The following is a 24,439-nucleotide window of genomic DNA, read 5'->3' as shown; positions in this document are numbered from 1 at the left end:
GCCGGGGGCGGGCGGCGGGGCGGGGGCGGAGGTCGGCTTGGGGCCCGGGGACGTGCCGGGGGCGGGCGGCGGGGCGGGGGCGGAGGTCGGCTTGGGGTCCACCGGGTGATTGTCGCCGGTCGTACGGAAAGGCGCAGCCCGGCTGGTGCCGGACCGCGCCTCGTGTCGTGATGCGCCCGGACGGGTCAGGCGTGGACGTCCGCGCGGGCGGTCTCCGGAGTGTGGTCTTTGCGCGCCGCCTCCTCGCGCGCCCGGACGAGGTCCGGCGACTCCTTCTTGCCGAGGCCGGCGAGCCTCATGGCACCACCGACGACGGCACCGAGCAGGATGACGGCGCAGCCGGCCCAGAAGCCGAACGGGTTGTCCGCCACCATGAAGACACCGGCGACGCAGAAGCCGATGAAGGAGATGATGACACCGGTCCAGGCGGCCGGGGTGTGTCCATGGTCGCTGGCCATGAATTGCTCCTCGTTGATGTTGCTCTCTTAAGGCCCCGCCGGGTGCGGACGCTCAGCGACATTGTCCCGCACGCGCGCGTGCGGAGTGATCTGGGGGTCACCCTCGCGGGTCGGTCGGGTCCTCGCCCCGGTCGAGGGCCTTCCACAGGTCCTCGGGCCGGTCGGGGTCGCCGGGAGCGGCCGTGCCGGTGCTCTTGCGGGCGCGGGGGCCGCCGTCGCGCTCGTAGCGACCGGACATGGCGGGCCAGGTGCGCCCGTGGCGGAGGGCCAGCAGCCCGGCGAGGAGGATCAGCAGGGCGCCGGCCGCCGTGACGTAGGGCCAGGCGGTGTGCGTGAGGGCGGCGACGCGCGCGGCGGCGTCCCCGGTGGTCGAGGCGGCCTTCTCGTCGAGCGCCGCGCTGTCGGAGGCCCCCAGGTATGCGGCGACGGCCGCGCCCGCGCCGCTCAGGGTGAGCAGCAGCGACACGAGGAAACGGCCCGCACGGCGTACCGCGAGGACGGCGACCAGGGCCGCGAGGCCCACGATGGCCAGGGCGGTCGGTACGCCGGTGATGTCGCCGCCCGTCGCGTCGAGCGGCACGCTGCCGCCGCCGACCGCGACGGTGCCCTCGGCCCAGGTCTGGCCCGAGGCGAGCAGTACGACGGCCGCGCCCGCGGCGCCGAGGAGCAGGGCGGCGGCGAGGCTGCGGCGGCCGCCCGAAGCGGCCGCCGTCTCGTCCGCGCGGGTGGCACGGGGCTGGGGTACGGATGCGGCACTCACGCCACCACTATCCCTTATGCCCTCATGCGCCGTTCATCCGGTTGGCGGTGTGTACGGCGCGGAGGACGGCGGCCGCCTTGTTGCGGCACTCGGTGTCCTCGGCGACCGGGTCGGAGTCGGCGACGACACCGGCGCCGGCCTGGACGTACGCCGTGCCGTCGCGCAGCAGGGCGGTGCGGATGGCGATGGCGGTGTCGGAGTCGCCGGCGAAGTCCAGGTAGCCGACACAGCCGCCGTACAGTCCGCGGCGGGTGGGCTCCAGTTCCTCGATGATCTGCATGGCGCGCGGCTTGGGGGCGCCGGAGAGGGTGCCGGCGGGGAAGCAGGCGGTGAGGACGTCGAAGGCGGTGCGTCCCTCGGCGACGCGGCCGGTGACGGTGGAGACGATGTGCATGACGTGCGAGTACCGCTCGATCGACATGAAGTCGACGACCTCGACCGAGCCGGGTGCGCAGACGCGGCCGAGGTCGTTGCGGCCGAGGTCGACGAGCATCAGGTGCTCGGCCCGCTCCTTGGGGTCCGCGATGAGCTCGTCGGCGAGGGCCTGGTCCTCCTGCGGCGTGGCCCCGCGCGGGCGGGTGCCGGCGATCGGGTGCACCATCGCGTGCCCGTCCTCGACCTTGACCAGGGCTTCGGGGCTGGACCCGACGACGTCGAAGCCGTCGAAGCGGAAGAGGTACATGTACGGGGACGGGTTGGTGGCCCTGAGGACCCGGTAGACGTCCAGGGCGCTCGCCGTGCAGGGGGTCTCGAACCGCTGCGAGGGGACCACCTGGAAGGCTTCGCCGGCCCTGATGCGCTCCTTGATGTCCTCGACGGCCTCCTGGTAGGCCGTGCCGCCCCACAGGGCGGTGTACGGCGGGAGCTCGGAGGGCGGCAGGGCGACGGGCTCGGTCTCGACCGGCTTGGCGAGGTCCGCGGTCATGGCGTCGAGGCGGGCGACGGCGTCCGCGTACGCCTCCTCGACACCGGTGTCGAGGTCGTTGTGGTTGATGGCGTTGGCGATGAGCATCACCGTGCCGTCCCAGTGGTCGAGCACGGCGAGGTCGGAGGTGAGCAGCATCGTCAGCTCGGGCAGCCGGAGGTCGTCGTGGCCGTGGTCGCCGATGCGCTCCAGGCGGCGCACGATGTCGTAGCCGAGGTAGCCGACCATTCCGCCGGTGAAGGGCGGCATCCCCGAGGCGAGGTCCCTGGGGGTGTGGAGGGCTTCCACGGTGGTGCGCAGCGCCTGGAGGGGGTCGCCGTCGACGGGGACGCCGACGGGCGGGGAGCCGAGCCAGTGGGCCTGGCCGTCGCGGGCGGTGAGCGTGGCGGCGCTGCGGACGCCGATGAACGAGTACCGGGACCAGGAGCGCCCGTTCTCCGCGGACTCCAGGAGGAAGGTGCCGGGGCGTTCGGCGGCGAGCTTGCGGTAGAGGCCGACCGGGGTGTCGCCGTCCGCGAGGAGGCGGCGGCTGACGGGGATGACGCGGCGGTCGGCCGCCAGCTTGCGGAAGGTCTCGAGATCCATGGCGGTTACTTTCCCAGCGGGAGGACGTCGGCGTCGAAGCAGGTGCGGGCGCCGGTGTGGCAGGCGGCCCCCACCTGGTCGACCTTGACCAGGACGGTGTCGGCGTCGCAGTCGAGGGCGACGGACTTGACGTGCTGGACGTGACCGGAGGTGTCGCCCTTGACCCAGTACTCCTGGCGGCTGCGCGACCAGTAGGTGCAGCGGCCGGTGGTGAGGGTGCGGTGCAGGGCCTCGTCGTCCATCCAGCCCAGCATGAGCACCTCGCCGGTGTCGTACTGCTGGGCGATGGCCGGCACCAGCCCGTCGGGGCTGCGCTTGAGACGGGCGGCGATGGCCGGGTCAAGGTTGCTGGTCATGTCGCCATTGTGCCGTGACGTGGGGGGCTTGCCGGTGGTGCGTCCACTGGGCGGACCCCGGTGTCCGGCCGTACCCTGGCCCTCATGTCGACCCATGCCAAGCGTGAACGGCTCCTGCTCGCCGACCTCTTGGAGGCGGCGGGCCCCGATGCCCTGACCCTGTGCGAGGGGTGGAAGACCCGCGACCTGGCGGCCCATGTGGTGGTGCGCGAGCGCCGTCCGGACGCGGCGGCGGGGATACTGCTGAGCCCCCTGCGCGGGCGCCTGGAGCAGGTGCAGGCGGAGTACGCCTCCAAGCCGTACGAGGAACTGATCCAGCTGATCCGTACCGGCCCGCCGCGGATGTCCCCGTACGCCATCAAGCAGGTCGACGAGGGCGCGAACACGGTCGAGTTCTTCGTGCACGCGGAGGACGTCCGGCGGGCGCAGCAGGGCTGGACGGCCCGTGAGCTGGACCCGGTCTTCACCGAGGCCCTGTGGGTGCGCCTGGACAAGGCGGCGCGCATGCTGTGCCGGAAGGCCCCCGTGGGCCTGGTCCTGCGCCGCCCCGACGGCCAGACGACGGTAGCCCGCCGGGGCACCCCGGTGGTGACGGTGACGGGTGAGCCGGGCGAGCTGACGATGTTCGCGTTCGGGCGCCAGGACGCGGCGAACGTCGAGGTGGAGGGCGACAAGGACGCAGTGGAGCGCCTGCACGGCACGAAGCAGCTGGGGCTCTAGGCGCCGCGGGAATCGCGGAAGCAGTCCTGTCCGCCTGCCTGTCGAACGGCCGTTGTCAGTGGCGGCGTGCATCATCGGACGTACGTGGCTGGTGGGCAGCCGGGCAGGAGGATCGGGCGATGATCAGGATCGCGATGACCAGCGTGTACGTCGACGACGAGGAGAAGGCCCACGCCTTCTACACGGACGTGCTCGGCTTCCGGACCCGTACCGACATCGATCTGGGTGGAGCGCGCTTCATCACGGTGGCCGCGCCCAACCAGGACGTGGAGCTGCTGCTGGAGCCCGGGGACAGCCCGGTGGCGGAGCAGTACCGGCGGGGGCTGCGGGAGGCCGGGCTGCCGTGCATCGTGCTCGGGGCGGACGACCTGCGGGGCGAGTACGAGCGGCTGAGCGGACTGGGCGTGAGGTTCACCGAGCCGCCCACGGAAAAGGGGCCGGTGCTGACGGCCGTGCTGGACGACACGGTCGGCAACCTCATACAGCTCACCCAGCCGCTCGGCTGAGCCCGCGGGGGTCAGCGGACCGGGTGGCCCGCTTCGCGCAGGGTGGCCTTCACCTCGGAGATCCGCAGGTCGCCGAAGTGGAAGACCGACGCGGCCAGCACCGCGTCCGCGCCCGCGTCGATCGCGGGCGGGAAGTGCGCGAGCTCGCCCGCGCCGCCGGAGGCGATCACCGGGACCGTGACGTGCTTGCGCACGGCGGCGATCATTTCTGTGTCGTAGCCGTCCTTCGTGCCGTCCGCGTCCATCGAGTTGAGCAGGATCTCGCCCGCGCCCAGCTCGGCGGCCCGGTGGGCCCATTCGACGGCGTCGATGCCGGTGCCGCGGCGCCCGCCGTGCGTAGTGACCTCGAACGAACCGGTGGGGGTGCGGCGGGCGTCCACCGACAGCACCAATACCTGACGGCCGAAACGCTCGGCGATCTCCTGGATCAGCTCGGGCCGGGCGATGGCCGCCGTGTTGACGCCGACCTTGTCGGCGCCGGCGCGCAGCAGCTTGTCGACGTCCTCGGCGCTGCGCACGCCGCCGCCGACGGTCAGCGGGATGAAGACCTGCTCGGCGGTGCGGCGCACCACGTCGTAGGTGGTCTCCCGGTTGCCGGACGACGCGGTGATGTCGAGGAAGGTCAGCTCGTCGGCGCCCTCGGCGTCGTACAGCTTGGCCATCTCGACGGGGTCGCCCGCGTCGCGCAGGTTCTGGAAGTTGACGCCCTTGACGACCCGGCCGTTGTCCACGTCCAGGCAGGGGATCACTCGGACCGCGAGGGTCATGACGCGGCACCTCCTCGGTTCGTCCCCGCCCGGTACGCCTCGACCTCGACCTCGACGACCAGGCTGGGGTCGACGAAGCCCTCGACGATGATCATCGACGCGGCGGGGCGGACGGCGTCGAACAGCTCCTTGTGGGCGCGGCCGACCTCCTCCACATCCCGGGCGTGGGTGATGTACATGCGGGTGCGGACCACGTCCGCCACCCCGAGGCCGAGCTGCTCCAGCGCGGCGAAGGCCACGTTGAAGGCGTTGACGGCCTGCTCGTAGGGATCCCCGCCGGCGATCTGCCCGTCGACGACGGAGGTGCAGCCGGACACCAGCACCATGCCGTTGGGCAGCTCGACGGCACGGGAGTAGCCGAACTGCTCCTCCCACGGCGCGCCGGTCACCACACGGCGTACGGAGTCGGTCATCCGGCCACCGCCGCGAGAGCTTCCTCCAGGGTGAAGGCCTTGGCGTACAGCGCCTTGCCGACGATCGCGCCCTCGACGCCGAGCGGCACGAGCTCCGACAGGGCCCGCAGGTCGTCCAGCGACGAGACGCCGCCGGAGGCGACGACCGGCTTGTCGGTGGCCGCGCAGACGTTGCGCAGCAGTTCCAGGTTGGGGCCCTGGAGCGTGCCGTCCTTGGCGATGTCGGTGACCACGTAGCGGGCGCAGCCCTCGGAGTCGAGGCGGGCCAGCGTCTCGTACAGGTCGCCGCCGTCGCGGGTCCAACCGCGGCCGCGCAGCGTCGTGCCGCGTACGTCCAGGCCGACCGCGATCTTGTCACCGTGCTCGGCGATGACCTTGGCGACCCACTCGGGGGTCTCCAGCGCGGCGGTGCCCAGGTTCACGCGGGTGCAGCCGGTGGCGAGCGCGGCCGCGAGCGACGCGTCGTCCCGGATGCCGCCGGACAGCTCGACCTTGATGTCCATGGCCTTCGCGACCTCGGCGATCAGCTCCCGGTTGTCACCGGTGCCGAACGCGGCGTCGAGGTCGACGAGATGCAGCCACTCGGCGCCCGCACGCTGCCAGGCGAGGGCCGCCTCCAGCGGAGAGCCGTAGGAGGTCTCCGTGCCGGACTCGCCATGGACGAGGCGTACGGCCTGGCCGTCCCGGACGTCGACGGCGGGAAGGAGTTCGAGCTTGCTCATCTCAGCGGGTCCCAGATTCTCAAGAAGGAGGGTCAGAAGGTGTTGAGCCAGTTGGTCAGCAGCTGGGCGCCGGCGTCGCCGGACTTCTCGGGGTGGAACTGGGTCGCCCACAGCGCCCCGTTCTCGACGGCCGCCACGAACCGCTCGCCGTGTGTGGACCAGGTGACCTTGGGCGCGCGCATGGCGGGGTTGGTGATCTCCAGGCTCCAGTCGTGCACGGCGTAGGAGTGCACGAAGTAGAACCGGGCGTCGGCGTCCAGGCCGGCGAACAGCTCGCTGTCACCGGGGGCGTCGACGGTGTTCCAGCCCATGTGGGGGACGACCGGGGCCTTCAGGGGCCCGACCGTGCCGGGCCACTCGTCCAGGCCCTCGGTCTCCACTCCGTGCTCGATCCCGCGCTCGAAGAGGATCTGCATGCCGACGCAGATGCCCATGACGGGGCGGCCCCCGGACAGCCGGCGCTCCACGATCCAGTGACCTCGGGCCTCCTGGAGACCCGCCATGCAGGCGGAGAAGGCGCCGACGCCGGGGACGAGGAGCCCGTCGGCGTTCATGGCCTTGTCGTAGTCGCGGGTGATCTCGACGTCGGCGCCGACGTGGGCGAGGGCCCGCTCGGCGGAGCGGACGTTGCCGAATCCGTAGTCGAAGACCACGACCTTCTTCGCAGTGCTCATACCGCTCACTCCCAGATCCCCTGAATCCGCAGCACGCCCGCCACCAGGCACATCACCGAGGCGATGGTCAGCAGGACGATGAGCCCCTTGGGCATCTTCTGCTTGGTGAAGGAGTACACGCCTCCCGCCAGGAAGAGGCCGACGACGATCAGGATGGTCGACAGACCCGTCACAGCGCTCTTCCGTTCTCCCCCTGGGCTGACGCCCGGGCCACGATCGTCCGCGGCCCGGCGGCCGCGCGTGCGTCGCTCACAGCGCGCCCTTCGTGGAGGGCAGGATGCCGGCCGCGCGCGGGTCGCGCTCCGAGGCGTACCGCAGGGCGCGGGCGAGGGCCTTGAACTGGCACTCCACGATGTGGTGGGCGTTGCGCCCGTACGGGACGTGGACGTGCAGCGCGATCTGGGCCTGGGCGACGAACGACTCCAGGATGTGCCGGGTCATCGTCGTGTCGTAGGAGCCGATCATCGGCGCCATGTTCTCCGGCTCGGTGTGCACCAGGTAGGGGCGGCCGGAGAGGTCGACGGTGACCTGGGCGAGGGATTCGTCCAGCGGCACGGTGCAGTTGCCGAAGCGGTAGATCCCGACCTTGTCACCGAGGGCCTGCTTGAAGGCGGCGCCGAGGGCGAGGGCGGTGTCCTCGATGGTGTGGTGCGAGTCGATGTGCAGGTCGCCGTCGGTCTTGACCGTGAGGTCGAACAGTCCGTGGCGGCCGAGCTGGTCGAGCATGTGGTCGTAGAAGCCGACGCCGGTCGACACGTCGACCTTTCCGGTGCCGTCGAGGTCTATCTCGACGACGACGGACGTCTCCTTGGTGGTGCGCTCGACCCGTCCTACGCGGCTCATGAGCTCTGCTCCTTCTTCAGTGCGCGAACCGCATCCAGGAACGCGTCGTTCTCTTCCGGTGTGCCGGCGGTGACCCGCAGCCAGCCCGGTACGCCGTTGTCACGGACCAGGACGCCTCGGTCGAGGATCTGCCGCCACACCGCGTGGGCGGCCCCCTCGCCGTCGAAGCGCCCGAACTGGACGAAGTTGGCGTCGGACTCGGTCACCTCGTAGCCGATGGCGCGCAACTCGGTGACCAGGCGGTCCCGCTCGGCCTTCAACTGCTCCACGTACCCCAGCAGCGTATCGGTGTGCTCCAGGGCGGCGAGCGCGGTGGCCTGGGTGACGGCCGACAGGTGGTACGGCAGGCGTACGAGCTGGACGGCGTCGACCACGGCCGGGTGCGCCGCCAGGTAGCCCAGGCGCAGGCCTGCCGCGCCGAACGCCTTGGACATGGTGCGGGAGACCACCAGGTGGGGGCGGCCCTCGATCAGCGGCAGCAGCGAGGGCCGGTGGCTGAACTCCACGTACGCCTCGTCGACCACGACCAGGGACGGCTTGGCGGCCTGGGCGGCCTCGTACAGCGCCAGCACGGTCTCCGCCTCGACGGCGGTGCCCGTGGGGTTGTTGGGCGAGGTGATGAAGACGACGTCGGGGCGGTGCGTGGCGATGGCGGCCGTGGCGGAGGCGACGTCGATGGTGAAGTCGTCCCTGCGCGGTCCGGAGATCCAGCCGGTCCCCGTCCCGCGCGAGATCAGACCGTGCATCGAGTACGAGGGCTCGAAGCCCATCGCGAGGCGGCCCGGTCCCGCGAAGGTCTGGAGCAGCTGCTGGATGACCTCGTTGGAGCCGTTGGCGGCCCAGACGTTGGGGAGGCCGACCTCGTACCCGGTGGTGCGGGTGAGGTAGGCGGCCAGTTCCGTGCGGAGCTCGACGGCGTCCCGGTCGGGGTAGCGGTTGAGCGTACGGGCGGCGTCCCGGACACGCTCGGCGATCCGCTCGACGAGCGGCTCGGGCAGCGGGTACGGGTTCTCGTTGGTGTTGAGGCGTACGGGTACGTCGAGCTGCGGCGCGCCGTAGGGGGACTTGCCGCGCAGCTCGTCGCGGATGGGCAGGTCGTCGATGCCGATGGTCACTGCTGGGGCACCTTCCATCCGAACCGGGCCTTGATGGCGGCGCCGTGGGCCGGCAGGTCCTCCGCCTCGGCGAGGGTCACCACGTGGTGGGCCACCTCGGCGAGCGCGTCCTGGGCGTAGTCCACGATGTGGATGCCGCGCAGGAAGGACTGCACGGACAGGCCCGAGGAGTGGCAGGCGCAGCCGCCGGTGGGCAGGACGTGGTTGGAGCCCGCGCAGTAGTCGCCGAGCGAGACCGGCGCCCACGGGCCGACGAAGATCGCGCCCGCGTTGCGTACGCGCTGGGCGACGGCGGTGGCGTCGGCGGTCTGGATCTCCAGGTGCTCGGCGCCGTACGCGTCGACGACGCGCAGGCCCTCCTCCAGACCGTCGACCAGCACGATCGCGGACTGCTTGCCGCGCAGGGCGGGCACGATCCGGTCCTCGATGTGCTTGGTGGCGGCGACCTGGGGCTCCAGCTCCTTCTCGACGGCCTCGGCGAGGGCCAGGGAGTCGGTGACCAGGACGGCCGCGGCGAGGGGGTCGTGCTCGGCCTGGCTGATCAGGTCCGCGGCGATGTGCACCGGGTCGGCGGTGTCGTCGGCGAGGACGGCGATCTCGGTCGGGCCGGCCTCCGTGTCGATGCCGATCCGTCCGGTGAAGTACCGCTTCGCGGCGGCGACCCAGATGTTGCCGGGGCCGGTGACCATGTTGGCCGGGGCGCAGGACTCGGTGCCGTACGCGAACATGGCGACGGCCTGGGCGCCTCCGGCCGCGTACACCTCGTCGACGCCGAGCAGCGCGCAGGCGGCGAGGATCGTCGGGTGCGGCAGGCCGCCGAACTCCTTCTGCGGCGGGGAAGCGAGCGCGATCGACTCGACACCCGCCTCCTGCGCCGGCACGGCGTTCATGATCACGGACGAGGGGTAGACGGAGCGGCCACCCGGCGCGTACAGCCCGACGCGCTCGACCGGAACCCACTTCTCGGTCACCGTGCCGCCGGGGACCACCTGGGTGGTGTGCTGGTCACGGCGCTGCTCGCGGTGGACGATCCTGGCCCGTCGGATCGACTCCTCCAGGGCGGCGCGGACGGCCGGGTCGAGCTCCTCCAGCGCGCGCGTGAGCGCGGCGGCCGGAACCCGCACCTGGTCGAGGACCACCCCGTCGAACTTCTCCGCGTAGTCGATCAGCGCCGCGTCTCCCCGATGATGCACGGCCTCGCAGATGGGCCGCACCTTCTCCAGGGCGGCTTCCACGTCGAACTCGGCACGGGGCAGCAGGTCGCGCAGAGCGCCACCCTTCGGGAGGGCGTCGCCGCGCAGATCGATTCGTGAGATCACAGGTCAATTCTCGCAGACGGCGTCGCGCGGCCGAGCGTCCGTATCACTGGCTGATACACGCCGCACTGGCGTCTTGTTGTCACACCTGACCGTTAGCGTTCGGTCCGTCACACAGCGGGAAGAACAACCGTACGAAACAGGGGAAGCGGAGGGGGCGGCAGTGACCGAGCCGCACGACGACGATGTGCCGGACGATCTCACCCCGTCCGAGGTGGGGATGTGGCAGGCGTTCCGGATCGGCGCCACCTATGACCTGAGCACGGGGAACGCGATGCTGGACGATCCGTTCTCGCCGCGCGTCTGGCCGCCCGAGCGGAGTGTGCGGGCCGACAAGGTGGCGCTGCTGCTGCTGGACGGGCCGCCCGCACTGGCCGGGCGGGTCTCGGCGCTGAAGCTGCGCGGGGTGCACATCACCGGGACGCTGGATCTGGCCGGCGGCACGGTCGGGCCGTACGTGGAGCTGCACGGCTGCCGCTTCGAGAACGAGGTGGTGCTGCCGGAGTCGCGGTTCACCACGCTGCGCATGGTCAAGTGCGCGATACCGCGGCTGGAGGCGGCGCGCCTGCACACGGAGGGCGACCTGCACCTGCCGCGTTGCCGGATCGACCACGGCATGCGGCTCACGGACGCCCAGATCGGCACGGACCTGCTGATCAGCCAGATCCATGTGGGTCCCGACCGGCGGGGGCGGGCGATCGTCGCGGACGGGATGTCCGTGGCGCAGGACCTCCAGGCCGAGCTGATCGAGACGCACGGCGAGTTCTCCCTGCGCGGCGCGAAGATCGGCGTCTCGCTGAGCCTGCGCGGCAGCCGGCTGCGCGGCGCGGAGGGCCGGCGGGCGCTGAACGCGCCGCAGCTGACCGTGGAGCGGACGCTGTACATGACGTACGCCTGGGTCAGCGACCGGACGGGGAACGCGGCGGGCACGACGCCGCCCGGCGGGCTGGCCAACTTCAACACGCCGATGCGCGGCACGCGCGTGCAGCCGTTCGAGTGCCGGGGCGGAGTGCGGTTGGACGACGGCCGTTTCGGGGACGCGGTCGACTTCCACCAGGCGCGTTTCCTGCTGTCGTCGGAGCGGCGGGAGGAGCTGTCGCTGCGCCGGATCGTCACCCCGGAGCTCCGGTTCAACGGGGAGCGCCCGGAGGAGGGGCGGGTGGTGCTGAACGGCGCGAAGGTCGTGACGCTGATCGACCTGTCGACCAGCTGGCCCGGCCCGGGTGGGCTGGCGATGGGCGGGTTCGTGTACGAGAACCTCGTGCCGTACGGGCACTTCCCGCTCGCCCGCCGCCTGGAGTGGGTGGCGGCGGCGACCCCCGAGTTCGCCCCCGAGCCGTACGAACGGCTGGCGACCGTGCTGCGCAACAGCGGCGAGGACGCCGACGCGCGCGAGGTGCTGCTGGCCAAGCAGCGCCGGCGGCGCGAGACGCTCCCGCTGGCGGCCAAGATGTGGGGTTACCTCCAGGACTGGACGGTGGCCTACGGCTACCGGCCGGGCCGGGCGGCGCTGTGGATGGCGGTGCTGTGGGCGGCGGGGACGCTCGCCTTCTCGCGGTGCGATCCCCCGCCGATCAAACCGGGCGAGCATCCGCACTGGAACGCGGCACTGTACGCGCTGGACCTGCTGCTGCCGGTGATCAATCTCGGCCAGGACGGGTACTGGCGGCTGGGAGGCTTATGGCAGTGGGCCTCGACCGGGCTCATCCTGCTGGGCTGGATCCTCGCCACTACCGTCGCGGCCGGCGCCTCACGTCTCCTCCGGCGCAGCTGACACACCCGTACACCTCTTTCTTTACGTTCTCTTGGCATTCGTCCGTGCAACCATTCCGCCGCTACCAAAGCTTCACAGCGAGGCCTCTGGCGCGGCTCCGACCTGCGGTTTTCAATGGTCCGCACCATGTCTTTGCTCCGTGCCCTGCTCAGCACCGCCCGTGGGCTGCGCCCTCCCGGGGGACACCCCAGGGCCCCCGCGTGGCACGCTCCGCAGTTCGCGGACGGGCTGCCGCCGGACCACGCGGTGCTGCTCGACGCGCCGGACGAGCGGCTCGCTCCGGCGTTGGTCGCCGCCGCGTTCGGGGACCACGAACCGGCCGCGAAGCTGCTGGCCACCACGCGTGGGGCCGCCGAGTGGGAGAGCCGGGACCGGTACGTCATGCGGCTGGCCGCCTTCGCGCGGGGCCGGGACGAGTGGCTGACGGGATGGCTGGCCGCCACACCCCACGACCCGGACGCCCTGCTGGTCAAGGCGGAGGTGGCGGTCCGCACGGCGTGGGAGTCCCCGGCGCGCTCCGAACGGCTGCGCGAGCTGGGCCGGCTGATAGACGCCGCGGCCGAGGCCGACCCGCGCGACCCGGTGCCCTGGCGCCTGGCGCTGGACCACGCGCGCGGCACGCATGCCACGCACACCGCGTTCGAGACGCTGTGGGAGCAGGCCGTACGCCGCGCCCCGCACCACTACGGGTGTCATGTGGCCGCGCTGAAGTACCTGTCGGCCCAGCGGCGCGGCTCGCACGGCTCGCACCGCGAGTGCTTCGACTTCGCCGAGCAGGCCGCCGCCGACGCGCTGCCGGGATCGCTGATAAGGGCGCTCCCGGTGCGGGCGGCGCTGGCCCGGCTGGGGGCGGGTGACGCCGGCTCCGTACCGTGGGACCGGGTCGACTCTGCTGCCGACCTGGCGATCGAACTCTCGGGGCGGTACGCGGTGGCCGACCCGTGGCCGGCCGAGGTGCGCAACGTCCTCGTGTACGTGCTGGCCGGGCGGGAGCGGTGGGCCGCGGCGCTGGACCAGTTCCGGCTCATCGGCCCGTACGCGACGTCGTTTCCGTGGTCGTCGGTGAGCGACGATCCGCTGGGCCGGTTCCTCGACGCGCGCGACGGCGTGCGCCGCGAAGTGGCCTCGGCCGTCCCGCAGCGCGGACGGGCCGGACGCGGCCGTTCGGGCGGCCATTACGCTTGACCGCTGTGACCACCGCTCGCCTGCCACTCTTCCCGCTGAACGCGGTGCTGTTCCCGGGCCTCGTGCTGCCCCTGAACGTCTTCGAGGAGCGCTATCGCGCCATGATGCGCGAGCTGCTCAAGACCGACGAGTCGGAGCCGCGCCGCTTCGCCGTCGTGGCGATCCGCGACGGGCGTGAGGTCGCGCCCACCGCGCCCGGGATGCCCGACCAGACCGCGCTGCCGGAGAAGGGTCCCGCCGCGGGCTTCGGACCGGACCCGATCCAGGCGTTCCACCGGGTCGGGTGCATCGCCGACGCGGCGACGATCCGGGAGCGGGAGAACGGCAGCTTCGAGGTGCTGGCGACCGGTACGAAGCGGGTGAAGCTGCTGTCGGTCGACGCGAGCGGACCGTTCCTCACGGCGGAGCTGGAGGAGCTGGAGGAGGAGCAGGGCGACGGGGCCGGAGCGCTCGCCGAGGGGGTCCTGCGGGCGTTCCGCGCCTACCAGAAGCGGCTGGCGGGAGCCCGGGAGCGATCCATGACGACGAGTCAGGAACTGCCGGACGAGCCGTCGGTCGTCTCGTATCTGGTGGCCGCGGCGGCGGTGCTCGACACCCCGGCCAAGCAGCGGCTCCTCCAGGCACCGGACACGGCGACGCGGCTGCAGGAGGAACTGCACCTGCTGCGTGCGGAGACGGCCGTGCTGCGGCACCTGCCGTCGTTGCCGGCGGTGGACCTGACGCGGGCCCCGACGAGCCCGAACTGACGAGGGGGACGACATGGGGAAGAAGCCGAAGAAGCAGTCGGGCGGCACCCCGGCGACGGTGGCCCTCACGGCCGCGGGCACGCCCTTCACGCTGCACGCGTACGACCACGACCCCGCCTCCCCCTCGTACGGCGAGGAGGCCGCCGAGGCCCTCGGGGTCTCCCCCGACCGCGTCTTCAAGACCTTGGTCGCCGACGTCGACGGCGCCCTGACGGTCGCGGTCGTCCCGGTGGCGGGCCAGCTGGACCTGAAGGCCCTCGCGGCGGCGGTGGGCGGCAAGCGCGCGACAATGGCCGACCCGGCGGCGGCGGAACGCACGACGGGGTACGTCCGCGGCGGCATCTCGCCGCTCGGCCAGCGCAAGCGGCTGCCCACGGTGCTGGACGCGTCGGCGTCGAAGCACGACACGATCTGCGTCTCGGCGGGGCGCCGGGGCCTGGAAGTCGAGCTGGCCCGGCCGACCTGGCGGCCCTCACGGACGCGGTGGTGGCACCGGTCGGCCGCGCGTGACCCCTCGACGGCGGTCCCGTCCTCGGCTACGACCGTAGGAACGCCGTCGGAAGGGACCGCCCATGTCGAAGAGGACCCGCAAACGGAAGTGGCGCATCCGCAAGCACCGCGCCAACCACGGCCGCCGCCCCTCCTGACGGGCCTCACACGTTTCCGCGCCCCGGGGGCCTGCCGCCCTTGACCAACGCCCGGGTCCGGACGCCCTGGCCGTGCCCGGGTAACGACGCTCTGGGCCGTGCCCGGGCCGTCGGCCTGACCCGTGCCCGGGTCGGGGGCCCTGGGACGTGCCCAGTCGGGGCGCCCTGGCCGTGCCGTGCCCGGGTCCTCGGCTTGGCCCCGCGCCCGCACGCACCCGCGCCGTGCGGCGCGAAGCCGCCACGTTCCGGGGAGTGGGGGGCGGGGGCGTCAGCCCCACAACGTCAGGCGCGGCCGTCCTGCGAGGACGGCGGGAGCAGCGGGGCGTCCCAGTCCGGTTCCGGGTCGCGGGGGCCGAAGAGGGCCGTGAGCCCCAGGTGGACGAGCATCGCGGCCACCGGCCACGTCAGCACCGCACCGTGCGCCTTGAGCTCCAGCGGCGCGTCGAACGTGACACCCGCGCCGACCGCCCGGGCGTGCTCCGCCACGTCGTGCGCCGGGCCGAGCAGCGTGCCGACGCCCCAGCCGAGGAGCGAGGCGAGCAGGCCGCCCAGCGCGAGGCCGACCACGATCGCGATGCCTCCGTGCCGGTGGAACCAGAAGACGACCGCCGCGCTCAGCGCCCCGAAACCCAGTGCCAGCAGGGCGAACGTGCCGTCCGCGCCCACCGCGCCCTCGCCCTCCGTCTGCTTGAGGAACACGGCCTTGCCGTCCGAGACCAACGGGATCCGCGGCGCCAGCCACAGCCACAGCAGCCCCAGAGCGATACCCGCGACCGTCACGGCGAGCAGCACCACGGCACCCTGCCGTACCTCCGTGGCCACGTCCGGCACGTCGTCCGCTCCCGACGAGGACGAGGCGGACGGGTACGGCGGCGGCCAGGCGGAGTCGTGCGGGGACGGCCGGTGGGGCGGAGTCAGCGGTGCGGTCACCCTGCCATCGTGCCAGGCGTCCCGGCACGGTGCCTCACCGGACCGCCGCCCGCCGGTACGCCCACGTCGCGACGGCCAGCGAGACGACGCCGACCGCCGCGCACACCGCGAGGTCCAGGCCGACGGCCGCCCAGTCGGGGTGGGCGTCGAACGTGCGGGCGAGGGCCTCCACCCCGTACGTCGACGGCAGCAGGTCCCGGGCCCACCCGATGGGCTCGGGCAACCGGGCGGCCGGCAGGACGCCCAGCAGCAGGGCGGCCGACATGCCGAGCTGCCCCAGCAGGGTGGCGAGCTCCTGGCGCGGCGCGAGCAGCCCGAGTGCCGCGCCGAGCCCGGCGAGGGCGGCCCCGGCGAGCGGGACGACGGCCGCGAGGATCCACAGGTGCGTCAGCGGCAGCTGGAAGAGGACCGAGCCGGCGACCGCCGTCACGATCGTCCCCGGCACCGTGAAGGAGGCGTACGCACCGGCCGCGCCCAGCACCACCGCGGCGGGTGGCACCGGCAGGGTGGCGTAGTGGTCGAGCCCGCCGCTCGCCCGCAGCTGCCCGAAGTACTGGGCGAGGAGGTTCAGCGCGACGAAGGCGACGACGAGTACCGACGAGCCGGCGACAACCGCCCGCGCCTCCGCCCCTCCGTCGACGACCCCCCGCATCAGCACCATGATCCCGACGGACTGGAAGGTCGCCACGAACAGCAACGGGATACGGGCCACCCGGGCCCGCGACAACTGCGCCCGGTACACGGCGGCGAGCGCGGGCAGCAGCCGCGCCCGCGGCGCGAGCGGCGCGGCGCCGCGCGAGGCGGAGTCGTCGGCCTGCGCGGCCACGACCGGGCCGGACGACACAGCGGCCTGTGCGGGCACGATGCTCAACGGATGCTCCTGTTCATGCCTTGACCAGGCCCTTCGTCTCGCCGCCCAGCGCGAGGTACACGTCCTCCAGGCTCGGCGTGGCCAGCGTGAAGTCGTCGAGCGCCGCGAACGCCGCACCGCCCGTCACCGCGGCGACGGCCGCCCGTGCCTCGTCCGGCGCCAGCCGCAGCACCCAGCTGCGCCCCGACTCCTGCGCCGATCCCCGCAGCGCCGCCACCTCGGGCACGTCCAGCGGAGGCCGCTCGCGCCACACCAGCTCCACCCGCACCTCGCCGGCCACCCGCTCCTTGAGCCCGGCCGGGGTGTCGCAGGCGATCACCCGCCCGCGTTCCATGACGGCGACCCGGTCCAGTACCGTCTCGGCCTCGATGACGTTGTGGGTGACGAGCAGTACCGTCACGCCCTGCTGGGCGCGCCGCCGGTCGACCGCGGCCCACACGGCCCGCCGGGCGACGGGGTCCATGCCGGTGGTCGGCTCGTCGAGGATCAGTACCGGCCGCTCCCCGACCAGCGTGGTGGCGAAACAGGCGAGCCGCCGCTGTCCGCCGGACAGCTTCTTCAGGGGGCGCCCGGCGAGCTCGGCGAGACCCAGTTCGTCGAGGACGGCGTCCCGCTCGGCCCGCGCGTCCCGGGCCGTGAGGCCGCGCAGCCGTCCGGTGGTCTCGGCGGCGAGCGCGACGGTCAGCTCGTCCAGCGCGGTGGATTCCTGACCGAGGTAGCCGATGAGCCGCGAGGCGCGCTCGGGGTGGCGTACGAGGTCGTGGCCGAGCATCTCGACGGTGCCGGAATCGGGGCGCATCAGGCCGGTCAGCTGGCGTACGAGGGTGGACTTGCCTGCGCCGTTGGGGCCGAGCAGGCCGAAGATCTCGCCGCCGCACACGTCCAGGGACACCCCGTCGGTGGCGCGCACCTCGGGTGTGGCGGGCCGTCCGCGCCGCCCGCGCGTGGCGGGGTACGTCTTGACCAGCTCCCGCACCACGCACACCGTACTCACGAGGGATGAGCCTAAAGGGTCGCCCTGCCCTATTCGCCCACGGGGGCGTGCTCGGCCGCCGCCCGTACGTCGATCTCGCGCCAGAACCCGGCCCTGATCGCGTACCGGTCGTGCTCGTCGATCTGGTCGTCCTTGTGCGCGAGCAGGCCGAACCGTGCCGCGTACCTCAGCAGTTCGCCGTCGATGCGGTGCGGAATGCGGGGGTACATGGTGGACAGCTTCTGTACGTGGGCGGGGTCGGGGAGCCGTTCCATCCAGCGCCGTGCGAAGACCTGGCCCACCTCGAACGGGTCGCCGCCGACCGTGGTGATGTCCTCCTCGCGGTCGGCCCAGCGCTGCTCGGCGCTGGTCAGCTGGGCGAGGGTGGGCAGCGACGCGGTCTCGGGCGGTTCGCCGACGGTGCCGCCGGGGCGGTCGACCCAGCCGCGGTCGGAGGACCAGCGGAGGGTGGCGTTGGCGGGCTGGGCGGCTGCCGGGCCGGCGGCGGCCTGGTGGCCGGGGGCGTGCAGGGCGGCCAGGTCCTTGGGCGTGGGGACGCCGCCTTTGGCGCCGCCGGCCGGGGCGGGCGCGCCGGGCGCGTGGGTGTCGGCGCCGCCTTCGCCGCGGGGCGTGCCGTTGACGGGCGTCCCATTGACGGGCGGTGTGCCGTTGACGGAGGACGACGTGCCGTTGACACCGGCGGCGGCTGCGGCCTCGGCGGCGCGCTCGGCGGACGCGGCGAGTGCCGACTCGGGCAGCGGGGCGGAGAGGATCGCGGCGATCTCGGGGCGGGGCGCGGGCTGGGGCGAGCAGGGGCCGGTGAGCTCCTTGGCCCGTACGGCACGGGTGATCCATTCGCGGTCGAGCACCCGGCGCTCGTCGGCCTCGGCGACCAGGTCCTCGGACTGGTTGTAGTCGCCGTCGGCGGCCTGGACGGCCCAGAGGTGGACGGCGACGCCGTGCTCCTTGGCGGACATCAGGCCGGGCAGCAGGTCGCCGTCGCCGGTGACGAGCACGATGTCGGAGCAGGCGCGGTTGCGGGCCAGCTCGGTGAGTTCGGCGTGCATCGCCGCGTCGACGCCCTTCTGGGCCCAGCGGCCGTCGCTGCGGGTCAGGGCGCCCAGCCGGACGGTGACGCGCGGCATCACGCGCAGCCTGCGGTGTTCCGGCTGGGGTACGCGGTCGGGGGCGCCGTCGAACCAGTAGATCCGGAGCAGGGGCTGCTGGGTGTCGGCCTCGGCGCGTTCGCGGAGGCCTTGGATGAGGGCGGTGTGGTCGACGGTGATCCGGGAACGGGCCGGTTCTCCCGCGAGAAGGCTGGCGGCGGCTCCCAGCAGGTAGCCGGCGTCCACCAGAACGACGCAGCGGTCCACGTGTTCCACCCTCTTTCGGGAACCTCGGGATCGGAAGTTGCTTCGGGTTTCCTTCGAGTCTGCCCGACTGCCGGGGGGTTAACGGCCGGAACTGGATCATCGGCGTGGCGGATCGCCTCAAGCCCCCGTGACGGGAGGCGACTACCGTCCGCAATGATCCAAAATGCGCGCATAATTGACGTATGTGAGTCTGGCAGCGGCCCTGGCCCCTACACCCCACGGAGGCATCACCATGGCCAAGAACAAGAAGTCGGACCGAAGTCAGCAGAAGGCGTCGGCGGCGGAGCGCGGCGCGCAGCAGGCGAAGAGCTCCTCGATGGAGGCTCAGGCCGAGCACCGGATCTCCCAGGTCACGCCCGCCGATGTCGCGGGCAAGGGGCGGCAGAAGAGGTTCGGCCACAACTGAGGCCACGCCCGACCCCGCGTATGCCGGAAGGGGCGCACCCGTGACGACGGGCGCGCCCCTTCCGCGCGGCGCGGGAGACCCGGGCCCGGCCGGCCGACCGCCGGACCGGCTGGACCAGCAGCCGGTCGACCACGGCCATCAGGGCCACCCGGCCGACTACCGGGCCGACAGGACAAGCCGGTCGGTCACCGGACCAGCAGCCGGTCGACCGGGCCCCTAAGGGGCCGGCCGACCAGGCAGGAAGGACCGGTCAGCCGGCCAGGCAGGCCGGGCCGAGCAGCACCTTGAGGTCGCCGAAGAGCGCCGGGTCGGGCTGGACGCGGTGCCGGTCGAGCCGGAGCACGGTGGTCGACCGCGGGCCCTGGAGCTTGATCCGTACCTCGGTGTTGCCCTTGTGGTGGGAGAGGATCTCACCGAGGCGGCTGACCATCGGCGGGGTCACCTTCACCGTCGGGATGGTGAGCACCACGGGCGCGTTGGTGCCGGCCGACGACAGATCGGGGACCATCAGCTCCATGGCGACCAGCCGGGGCACGTCCTCGCGCTTGTCGAGGCGGCCCTTGACGAAGACGACGGTGTCCTCGACGAGCTGGGTCGACACCAGCTGGTACGTCGCCGGGAAGAACATGCACTCGATGGAGCCGGCGAGGTCCTCGACGGTCGCGATGGCCCAGGCGTTGCCCTGCTTGGTCATCTTGCGCTGGAGGCCGGAGATGATGCCGCCGATGGTGACCACCGCGCCGTCGGCGTGCTCGCCGCCCGTCAGCTGGGAGATCGCCGCGTCCGTCTTGTCCGACAGGACGTGCTCGATACCGAAGAGCGGGTGGTCCGAGACGTACAGGCCGAGCATCTCGCGCTCCTGCGCGAGGAGGTAGGACTTCTCCCACTCGACGTCGGAGAACTCGACGTCGAGCCCGAAGCCCGGCTCGTCGCTCGTCTCCTCGCCCATGCCGCCGAAGAGGTCGAACTGTCCCTCGGCCTCCTTGCGCTTGACCGCGACCACGTTGTCGATCATCGGCTCGTGATGGGCGACCAGACCCTTGCGGGTGTGGCCCATCTCGTCGAAGGCACCGGCCTTGATGAGCGACTCGATGGTGCGCTTGTTGCAGACGACCGCCTCGACCTTGTCGAGGAAGTCGGGGAAGGAGGTGTACTTCCCCTTGGCCTTGCGGCATCGGATGATCGACTCGACGACGTTCGTACCGACGTTCCGCACGGCGGAGAGGCCGAAGAGGATGACGTCGTCACCCTGGGCGGCGAAGTTCGACTCGGACTCGTTGACGTTCGGCGGAAGCACCTTGATGCCCATGCGCCGGCACTCGTTCAGGTAGACGGCCGACTTGTCCTTGTCGTCCTTCACCGAGGTGAGCAGCGCCGCCATGTACTCGGCGGGGTGGTTGGCCTTGAGGTACGCGGTCCAGTAGGAGACGAGTCCGTACGCGGCGGAGTGCGCCTTGTTGAAGGCGTATCCGGCGAAGGGGACCAGCACGTCCCACAGCGCCTGGATGGCCTCGTCGCTGTAGCCGTTCTTCTTGGCGCCGGCCTGGAAGATGGTGAAGTTCTTCGCCAGTTCCTCGGGCTTCTTCTTGCCCATGACGCGGCGGAGGATGTCGGCTTCGCCGAGCGAGTACCCGGCGATGATCTGGGCGGCCTTCTGCACCTGCTCCTGGTAGACGATCAGGCCGTGGGTGACGCCGAGGACCTCCTTGAGCGGTTCCTCCAGCTCGGGGTGGATCGGGGTGATCTCCTGCTGGCCGTTCTTGCGCAGCGCGTAGTTCGTGTGCGAGTTCATGCCCATCGGGCCCGGCCGGTAGAGGGCCGAGACGGCGGAGATGTCCTCGAAGTTGTCGGGCTTCATCAGCCGCAGCAGGGACCGCATGGGCCCGCCGTCGAACTGGAAGACACCGAGGGTGTCGCCGCGCTGGAGCAGCTCGAAGGTCGTCGGGTCGTCGAGCGGGAGGCTCAGGAGATCGATGTCGATCCCCTTGTTGGCCTTCACCATCTTGACGGCGTCGTCCATGATCGTCAGGTTGCGCAGGCCCAGGAAGTCCATCTTCAGCAGGCCGAGCGACTCGCAGCTCGGGTAGTCCCACTGCGTGATGGTGACGCCGTCGGTGTGCCGGACCCAGACGGGGACGTGGTCGACGATCGGTTCGCTGGACATGATCACGCCGGCGGCGTGCACGCCCATCTGCCGGACCAGGCCCTCCACACCCCGCGCGGTGTCGATGACCTTCTTCACGTCCGGCTCGTTCTCGTACATCGCGCGGACCTCGCCCGCCTCCGAGTACCGGGGGTGGGAGGGGTCGGTGATGCCGGAGAGCGGAATGCCCTTGCCGAGGACGTCGGCGGGCATCGCCTTGGTGATGCGGTCGCCCATCGCGTACGGGTAGCCCAGCACGCGCGCGGAGTCCTTGATCGCGTTCTTGGCCTTGATCGTGCCGTACGTGCCGATCATGGCGACCTTGTCCTCGCCGTACTTCTCGGTCACGTACCTGATCACCTCGACGCGCCTGCGCTCGTCGAAGTCGATGTCGACATCGGGCATGGAGACGCGCTCGGGGTTGAGGAAGCGCTCGAAGATCAGGCCGTGCGGGATGGGGTCGAGGTCGGTGATGCCCAGCGCGTACGCCACGATCGAACCGGCCGCGGAGCCTCGGCCGGGGCCCACTGCGATGCCCTGGTTCTTGGCCCACATGATGAAGTCGGCGACGACGAGGAAGTACCCCGGGAACCCCATCTGGATGATGACGTCCATCTCGTACTCGACCTGCTGCTGGCGGTCCTCGGGGATGCCGCCGGGGAAGCGGCGGTGCATGCCGCGCTGGACTTCCTCCTTGAACCAGCTGACCTCGGTGTGGCCCTCGGGGATGTCGAACTTCGGCATGAGGTCGCGCTTCTCGAACATGCCGGCGGTGTCGATCTGCTCGGCCACCAGGAGGGTGTTGGCGCAGCCCTGCTGCCAGGCGTCCGAGGAGTCGATGGCGTACATCTCGTCCGTGGACTTCAGGTAATAGCCGGTGCCGTCGAACTTGAAGCGGTCGGGGTCGGAGAGGTTCTTGCCGGTCTGGATGCACAGCAGCGCGTCGTGGGCGGTGGCCTCGTGCGCGTACGTGTAGTGCGAGTCGTTGGTGACCAGGGGCGGGATGCCGAGCTTCTTGCCGATCTCCAGCAGCCCGTCGCGGACCCGGCGCTCGATCTCGATGCCGTGGTCCATCAGCTCCAGGAAGTACCGGTCCTTGCCGAAGATGTCCTGGTACTCGGAGGCGGACTTCAGGGCCTCGTCGAACTGGCCGAGGCGCAGCCGGGTCTGGAGCTCACCGGAGGGGCAGCCGGTGGAGGCGATCAGCCCTTCCGACCACTGGGCGATGGTCTCCTTGTCCATACGCGGCCACTTCTGGAGCCAGCCCTCCTTGTACGCGTCGGAGGAGAGCCGGAACAGGTTGTGCAGGCCGGTCGCGTTCGCCGCCCAGATCGTCTTGTGGGTGTAACCACCCGAACCCGAGACGTCGTCCCGCTTCTGGTGCGGCTGGCCCCACTGGATCTTGCGCTTGTTGCGGCGCGACTCGGGGGCGACGTACGCCTCGATGCCGATGATGGGGGTGACCCCCGCCTTCTTCGCCGAGTGGAAGAAGTCGTACGCCCCGTGGAGGTTGCCGTGGTCGGACATGGCGATGTGCGTCATGCCCATCTCGTTGCAGGCGTTGAACATGTCTTTCAGCCGCGCGGCACCGTCCAGCAGCGAGTACTGGGTGTGCACGTGAAGGTGCGTGAACGGCGGCTTCGACACGGCTGCTGCCTCCGGGGGTCGGGGATGGGGGACAGCTCGGAAGTCTACGTCGCCCCACTGACAACGACCGGGCACCCGGGAGTACGGTCGCGCGTTGAGACGGACGGAACACCTGTCCGTTTTGTTGTGTACAAAGCCATGCACGTCCGCACCAGGAGGCACCCCGAGATGTCGGTCCCCCAGCCCACCGCCGAGGAACGCGGTGAGCAGATCCTCTCCGTCTTCGGCACCGCCTTCGGCGAGCTCCTGGCGGCCGACCCGGCCGCCTTCCGGGTCAAGTTCCGGAAGATGGCAGGCTCGGCCTTCGCCTTCTACCGGGGCACGGCCTGCCTCTTCTACGCCGACCTCGACCAGGAGCAGCACGGTGGCCCGTACCTGGACGAGCGGACCGGCCGGGTGTGGATCCACGGCGACCTGCACGCCGAGAACTTCGGCACGTACATGGACGCCAACGGGCGGCTGATCTTCAACGTCAACGATTTCGACGAGGCGTACGTCGGGCCCTTCACCTGGGACCTGAAGCGGCTGTCGGCGTCCCTGGCGCTGATCGGCTACAGCAAGGCGCTCAGCGACGAGCAGATCACCGAGCTGGTACGGATCTGTGCCGCCGCCTACCGGGAGCGGATCCACGCGCTGGCGACGGGTGCCAGGGACGACGACGTCCCGCCCTTCACCCTGGACACGGCCGAGGGCCCGCTGCTCGACGCGCTGCGCGACGCCCGGTCGCTGACCCGGTTCGGGCTGCTGGAGACGATGACGGAGATCCGTGACTTCGAGCGCCGGTTCTCGGCGGGCGGCGGGGCGATCGAGCTGGACACGGCGACCCGCTACAAGGTCCTGGCGGCGTTCGACGGCTACCTGGAGACGCTGCCGGAGTCGAGCCTGGCCCGGCCCGACTCGTACCGCGTGAAGGACGTGGTGGGGCGGCGCGGCATCGGCATCGGGTCGGCCGGGCTTCCGTCGTACAACATCCTCCTCGAAGGCAACAGCGACGCCCTCGAGAACGACGTCGTGATCTACATGAAGCAGGCGCAGACCCCGGCGGTCTCCCGCCATGTGACGGACCCGGCGGTGCGCGGGTACTTCCAGCACGAGGGGCACCGCACGGTCATCTCGCAGCGGGCGCTCCAGGACCACGCCGACCCGTGGCTGGGCTGGACGGAGCTGGACGGCGCCGGGCAGCTGGTCGCGGAGGTCTCGCCGTACGCGGTGGACCTCGACTGGTCGGACATCGACGACCCGGAGGAGATCGCCGCGACCGTCGCCGACCTGGGCCGGGCGACGGCCACCATGCACGCGGCGGCGGACGACGAGAGCGGGCACTCCTTGGTGCCGTTCTCCACGGAGCGGGCCATCGACGCGGCGATCGCTGCGGACGAGGCGGGCTTCGGGGAGCTGCTGGTGGACTTCGCGCACAGCTACGGCGCCCGGGCGCGGGCGGACCACCAGATTTTCGTCGATCTGTTCCGCAACGGCCGCATTCCCGGCCTCTAGGGCGTGTCTTTTGGATCAGGCCGGATCAGCGAGCGGGGTCTGGTGCGTGCAGATGCAAGGCGGAGGAGCGAGCCACTGCGGAGCATTGGC

24 protein-coding genes and 1 pseudogene are annotated in these 24,439 nt (G+C 71.7%); 8 read left to right on the top strand and 17 right to left on the bottom strand.

Annotated elements, in window-relative coordinates; genetic code table 11:
• Positions 1–185 precede the first annotated feature (185 nt).
• The 4 genes from ABT360_RS31425 to hisI all read right to left on the bottom strand — a co-directional run bounded on the left by ABT360_RS31425 (position 186) and on the right by hisI (position 3,084).
• The gene (locus tag ABT360_RS31425; protein WP_351824072.1) at positions 186–458 is read right to left on the bottom strand and encodes an HGxxPAAW family protein; all 273 of its coding nucleotides are present in this window, start codon (positions 456–458) and stop codon (positions 186–188) included.
• Positions 459–555: 97 nt separating this feature from the next.
• On the bottom strand, positions 556–1,218 hold the full coding sequence (locus tag ABT360_RS31420; RefSeq protein WP_351824069.1) for a TIGR02234 family membrane protein: 663 nt from the start codon (positions 1,216–1,218) through the stop codon (positions 556–558).
• Between the two features lie 22 nt (positions 1,219–1,240).
• On the bottom strand, positions 1,241–2,728 hold the full coding sequence (locus ABT360_RS31415) for an anthranilate synthase component I (RefSeq protein ID WP_351824066.1): 1,488 nt from the start codon (positions 2,726–2,728) through the stop codon (positions 1,241–1,243).
• 5 nt (positions 2,729–2,733) lie between these two features.
• The gene (gene hisI, locus ABT360_RS31410; protein WP_073752349.1) at positions 2,734–3,084 is read right to left on the bottom strand and encodes a phosphoribosyl-AMP cyclohydrolase; all 351 of its coding nucleotides are present in this window, start codon (positions 3,082–3,084) and stop codon (positions 2,734–2,736) included.
• An 84-nt stretch (positions 3,085–3,168) separates the two neighbouring features.
• Here hisI and ABT360_RS31405 point away from each other — a divergent pair, with 84 nt between their 5' ends.
• Together ABT360_RS31405 and ABT360_RS31400 are read left to right on the top strand one after the other, a co-directional pair.
• Positions 3,169–3,804, top strand: a complete 636-nt coding sequence (locus ABT360_RS31405; protein ID WP_351824062.1) for a TIGR03085 family metal-binding protein — start codon at positions 3,169–3,171, stop codon at positions 3,802–3,804.
• Positions 3,805–3,923: 119 nt separating this feature from the next.
• Positions 3,924–4,310, top strand: a complete 387-nt coding sequence (locus ABT360_RS31400) for a VOC family protein (protein WP_351824059.1) — start codon at positions 3,924–3,926, stop codon at positions 4,308–4,310.
• Between the two features lie 11 nt (positions 4,311–4,321).
• Here the strand turns inward: ABT360_RS31400 and hisF are convergent, their stop codons facing one another.
• The 8 genes from hisF to hisD form a co-directional block, all read right to left on the bottom strand.
• Complete coding sequence (hisF, locus tag ABT360_RS31395; protein WP_351824056.1) at positions 4,322–5,077, bottom strand: imidazole glycerol phosphate synthase subunit HisF; 756 nt, start codon at positions 5,075–5,077, stop codon at positions 4,322–4,324.
• Positions 5,074–5,490: a RidA family protein gene (locus ABT360_RS31390; RefSeq protein ID WP_351824053.1), complete on the bottom strand. Its 417-nt coding sequence runs from the start codon at positions 5,488–5,490 to the stop codon at positions 5,074–5,076. The genes hisF and ABT360_RS31390 overlap by 4 nt, the downstream gene beginning before the upstream one ends.
• Complete coding sequence (priA, locus tag ABT360_RS31385; RefSeq protein WP_073752339.1) at positions 5,487–6,212, bottom strand: bifunctional 1-(5-phosphoribosyl)-5-((5-phosphoribosylamino)methylideneamino)imidazole-4-carboxamide isomerase/phosphoribosylanthranilate isomerase PriA; 726 nt, start codon at positions 6,210–6,212, stop codon at positions 5,487–5,489. Before priA ends, ABT360_RS31390 begins: the two co-directional genes overlap by 4 nt.
• A gap of 32 nt (positions 6,213–6,244) precedes the next feature.
• Positions 6,245–6,886 carry an imidazole glycerol phosphate synthase subunit HisH gene (hisH, locus tag ABT360_RS31380; RefSeq protein WP_351824050.1) on the bottom strand — a complete coding sequence of 214 codons (642 nt, stop codon included), beginning with the start codon at positions 6,884–6,886 and terminating at the stop codon, positions 6,245–6,247.
• Positions 6,887–6,891: 5 nt separating this feature from the next.
• On the bottom strand, positions 6,892–7,059 hold the full coding sequence (locus tag ABT360_RS31375; RefSeq protein WP_351824047.1) for a hypothetical protein: 168 nt from the start codon (positions 7,057–7,059) through the stop codon (positions 6,892–6,894).
• 76 nt (positions 7,060–7,135) lie between these two features.
• A complete protein-coding gene (hisB, locus tag ABT360_RS31370) occupies positions 7,136–7,729 on the bottom strand; it encodes an imidazoleglycerol-phosphate dehydratase HisB (protein WP_030492957.1) in 594 nt (197 codons plus the stop codon).
• Positions 7,726–8,844, bottom strand: a complete 1,119-nt coding sequence (locus tag ABT360_RS31365) for a histidinol-phosphate transaminase (protein ID WP_351824044.1) — start codon at positions 8,842–8,844, stop codon at positions 7,726–7,728. The genes hisB and ABT360_RS31365 overlap by 4 nt, the downstream gene beginning before the upstream one ends.
• Entirely contained in the window at positions 8,841–10,163 is a 1,323-nt protein-coding gene (gene hisD / locus ABT360_RS31360; RefSeq protein WP_351824041.1) for a histidinol dehydrogenase, read from the bottom strand. Before hisD ends, ABT360_RS31365 begins: the two co-directional genes overlap by 4 nt.
• A 160-nt stretch (positions 10,164–10,323) precedes the next feature.
• Here hisD and ABT360_RS31355 point away from each other — a divergent pair, with 160 nt between their 5' ends.
• From ABT360_RS31355 to ybaK, 4 genes and pseudogenes are all read left to right on the top strand, one after another.
• Positions 10,324–11,934 (top strand): oxidoreductase, encoded by a 1,611-nt coding sequence (locus ABT360_RS31355; protein WP_351824038.1) that lies wholly within the window; start codon positions 10,324–10,326, stop codon positions 11,932–11,934.
• Between the two features lie 114 nt (positions 11,935–12,048).
• The gene (locus tag ABT360_RS31350) at positions 12,049–13,119 is read left to right on the top strand and encodes a hypothetical protein (protein WP_351824035.1); all 1,071 of its coding nucleotides are present in this window, start codon (positions 12,049–12,051) and stop codon (positions 13,117–13,119) included.
• A gap of 5 nt (positions 13,120–13,124) precedes the next feature.
• The gene (locus ABT360_RS31345; RefSeq protein WP_351824032.1) at positions 13,125–13,865 is read left to right on the top strand and encodes an LON peptidase substrate-binding domain-containing protein; all 741 of its coding nucleotides are present in this window, start codon (positions 13,125–13,127) and stop codon (positions 13,863–13,865) included.
• Between the two features lie 13 nt (positions 13,866–13,878).
• Positions 13,879–14,375, top strand: a pseudogene (gene ybaK, locus ABT360_RS31340) (Cys-tRNA(Pro) deacylase).
• Between the two features lie 419 nt (positions 14,376–14,794).
• Here the strand turns inward: ybaK and ABT360_RS31335 are convergent.
• Genes ABT360_RS31335 through ABT360_RS31320 form a run of 4 tightly spaced genes read right to left on the bottom strand, consistent with a single transcriptional unit; the run spans position 14,795 to position 18,668 of the window.
• Positions 14,795–15,442: a DUF2567 domain-containing protein gene (locus ABT360_RS31335; RefSeq protein WP_351824029.1), complete on the bottom strand. Its 648-nt coding sequence runs from the start codon at positions 15,440–15,442 to the stop codon at positions 14,795–14,797.
• A 34-nt stretch (positions 15,443–15,476) separates the two neighbouring features.
• The gene (locus tag ABT360_RS31330) at positions 15,477–16,313 is read right to left on the bottom strand and encodes an ABC transporter permease (RefSeq protein WP_444852354.1); all 837 of its coding nucleotides are present in this window, start codon (positions 16,311–16,313) and stop codon (positions 15,477–15,479) included.
• A gap of 13 nt (positions 16,314–16,326) precedes the next feature.
• Complete coding sequence (locus ABT360_RS31325) at positions 16,327–17,298, bottom strand: ABC transporter ATP-binding protein (RefSeq protein WP_351824075.1); 972 nt, start codon at positions 17,296–17,298, stop codon at positions 16,327–16,329.
• A 38-nt stretch (positions 17,299–17,336) separates the two neighbouring features.
• Entirely contained in the window at positions 17,337–18,668 is a 1,332-nt protein-coding gene (locus ABT360_RS31320; protein WP_351824026.1) for an NYN domain-containing protein, read from the bottom strand.
• A gap of 175 nt (positions 18,669–18,843) precedes the next feature.
• Here ABT360_RS31320 and ABT360_RS31315 point away from each other — a divergent pair, with 175 nt between their 5' ends.
• Positions 18,844–19,065: a hypothetical protein gene (locus tag ABT360_RS31315; RefSeq protein ID WP_351824081.1), complete on the top strand. Its 222-nt coding sequence runs from the start codon at positions 18,844–18,846 to the stop codon at positions 19,063–19,065.
• A 250-nt stretch (positions 19,066–19,315) separates the two neighbouring features.
• Here ABT360_RS31315 and dnaE read toward each other — a convergent pair whose 3' ends face one another.
• A complete protein-coding gene (gene dnaE / locus ABT360_RS31310; RefSeq protein WP_351824024.1) occupies positions 19,316–22,855 on the bottom strand; it encodes a DNA polymerase III subunit alpha in 3,540 nt (1,179 codons plus the stop codon).
• Between the two features lie 168 nt (positions 22,856–23,023).
• On the opposite strand from dnaE, the gene ABT360_RS31305 reads away from it, so the two are divergent.
• Entirely contained in the window at positions 23,024–24,349 is a 1,326-nt protein-coding gene (locus ABT360_RS31305; RefSeq protein WP_351824021.1) for a DUF2252 domain-containing protein, read from the top strand.
• Positions 24,350–24,439: the final 90 nt, after the last annotated feature.

It is taken from the genome of Streptomyces sp. NPDC000229 (genome assembly GCF_040300825.1).
Lineage (GTDB): Bacteria > Actinomycetota > Actinomycetes > Streptomycetales > Streptomycetaceae > Streptomyces.
The sequence above is the reverse complement of the archived record's forward strand: the minus strand, read 5'-3'. Positions and strand labels throughout refer to the sequence as shown.